General features: G+C 71.6%; 3 protein-coding genes. 2 read left to right on the forward strand and 1 reads right to left on the reverse strand.

The genetic code is table 11. The features are described 5' to 3' along the window. A partial coding sequence (locus tag KIK05_RS46240) for an STAS domain-containing protein (protein ID WP_214417309.1) occupies positions 1-402 on the forward strand: 402 nt, incomplete at its 5' end. A 167-nt stretch (positions 403-569) separates the two neighbouring features. On the opposite strand, the gene KIK05_RS46245 is transcribed toward KIK05_RS46240, so the two are convergent. Next, a complete protein-coding gene (locus tag KIK05_RS46245; protein WP_214417310.1) occupies positions 570-1,193 on the reverse strand; it encodes a CGNR zinc finger domain-containing protein in 624 nt (207 codons plus the stop codon). Between KIK05_RS46245 and KIK05_RS46250 the strand changes: the two genes are divergently transcribed. After that, positions 1,192-2,249: MFS transporter (locus KIK05_RS46250; protein WP_214417311.1), on the forward strand; the 1,058-nt coding region annotated here is incomplete at its 3' end. The two genes, KIK05_RS46245 and KIK05_RS46250, sit on opposite strands and share 2 nt — an antisense overlap.

Consider the following 2,249-nt stretch of genomic DNA (forward strand, 5'->3'; position numbering starts at 1 on the left):
GTCGGCAACGCCGGCCGGAAGCCGGCCGCAACCGAGGGCGCCCCCATGACGGTCAACGACAAGCCCGCAGCCGACGCCGGTCTCATCGAGGCGGTGCTCCATCTCGATCGCACGCTCCGCATCACCTACAGCCCGCACCCTCGGGGAGGCGTGGTCCGGCTGGTCGGCGAGCTCGACGCCGGCAACACCCCGCCGGTCGCTCGGACGCTGACGTATGTCAGGGCGGGGGAGGGGGTCCTGACCGTCGACGTCGCCCAGCTGGAGTTCGTCGACCCCGCCGGCCTGCGCATGCTGATCGGCCTGTGCCGCGACGGCTCGGCCCGCCTCGCGCACGTTCCGCTGTTCATGCGTCGCCTGCTCCGCCTCCTGGACCACGGGGACGTCCTCGACACCTGCGCCTGATCCCCGCACCCGGCCCGCCCTCGCTGTGCCGACGAAGCCTCGGTGAGCCGCCCATCCATTGATGCCTGCCGAGGCCTTCATCGACGACCTCGCGGTACCCGGGGCGCGGATTCGGGCGGCTTCGGCCGTTGCCGCTCGGTCCAAGGTCGGGAAGACGCCGCTCCTGATCACTCGGTGCCGGCGTGGCGTCTTCGGCGATATGCGGCGGACTTGGACCTGTTCCCGCAGGCGGTCATACCGCACCAGCGACGCCGCCCGGCGTGAGAGGCGTCCAGGTAGAGCCGGCTGCAGTCCGGGTGGGCGCACTCGCGGATCCGGGCCGCGTACGGTCCGGCGAACAGATCGATCGCATCGCGCGCGATCGTCGACAGCACCTGATCCAGGTCCCCGCGCCTCCGTATGGTCCCGTCGACGAGGCAGGGGATCATCGACGGGCGCGCGGCGACGCTGTTCACCAGGGCGACGTCCGCAGGGTCAGGCGTGGAGGAGTCGAGAGCGGCCCGGCCGAGCCGATGGATCGCCTCGCGCAGTTCCCGTATCCGGTCAAGACCGGCTTCATCGACGCCGACCTCGCCGCTCAGGCCGGACTGCTCGATCCAGCCGCGGACGTCGTCGGGGACGTTGAGGGTCTCGATCGGGCGGTCGCGGTGGCGCACCTGAAGTGTCGTCGTCAGGTCCAGGCAGAGCCGCCCGCTCAAAAAGGCGAACACCTCACCATATTGACAGGTGACGCGGCGTTCGGGCAAGCTTTCGTCACCGGTTAATATGGTGACGAAATAAGGGGTGGCCATGGCAGCGACGGTACGGGCGAAGGTCGCCGGCGCTGGTGGTCTCGGACGGTATCTGTTGGCGGCGGTCCTCGTCCGAGGTGCCGACAGCGGAGCGGCGGTCGGGCTGATCTTGCTGGCTCTCGACCCTGGCAGGCATCTGCGAGAGGGCGCCGCGACCGGCGGCCTGCTGGCGGCCGCACTGAGCGCGCCGCACCTCGTAGGACCGTGGGCAGCGCACAGATTGGACCGCTCGCGCGACGGTCGGCGGTTGCTGGCCATCGCGTACTTCGTCTACGCGGTCGCTCTCGCGATCGGTGCGCTGGCCGTGGGCCGGATGCCGGTGGCCGTGGCGATCAGCGCGGTGGCCGTGGCCGGTTGCTGCGGCCCTCTCCTGACAGGCGGGTTGAGCAGCAGGCTCGCCGCGATCTCGGGGGCGGGCACCCGGGCCCAGCGCCGCGCGCAGGGGTGGGACGCGCTGACCTACGGGGTGGGCGGAACGGCCGGACCCGCCATGGTCGCGGCCGTGGCCGCGCTGTCCGGTCCGCTCCCGGCCCTGCTCGGTCTCAGTGGCGCGGCCGCCATCGCCGCGGTACTCACACTGACCCTGCCTCCGGACCGTTCCCGGCCGTCCGCGACCGACCGGGCACCCAGCGTCCTTGCCGGTATCAGCCTGCTCGTCACCAGGGCGCCCCTTCGGCGGGTGACCATGATGACGATGCTCACCGCATTGGAACTCGGTGCCATCCCGGTCATCGCGGCGACGCTCGGCCCAGGGCTGTCGGGCCGGCCCGGCACGGGCGCGACCCTGATCGTCGCGTACGGTCTGGGCAACCTCACCGGCTCGCTTCTCGTCACCGCCTTCCCGCTGCGCGGAGAACCCGACCTGCTGGCGCTTCGCCTCTTCGGCGCCATGGCCGTCGCGACGGCGGTGTGCGCGTTCGCCCCGACCTTCCCGCTCGCGCTCGCGGGTTTCGCGCTCATCGGTGTCGGCAACTCCGTGTCCTTCACCGCGACCTTGGCCGCGCGCTCGCAGTACGCACCGCCCACCGCCCGCGCACAAATCTTCGTCACCAGCGC

This window comes from Sphaerisporangium fuscum (genome assembly GCF_018531465.1).
Classification (GTDB): domain Bacteria; phylum Actinomycetota; class Actinomycetes; order Streptosporangiales; family Streptosporangiaceae; genus Sphaerisporangium; species Sphaerisporangium fuscum.

Bases quoted from the DNA above. Each gene is read 5' to 3' on its own strand.
- KIK05_RS46245 (WP_214417310.1), bottom strand. From the start codon at position 1,193: ATGGCCACCCCTTATTTCGTCACCATATTAACCGGTGACGAAAGCTTG.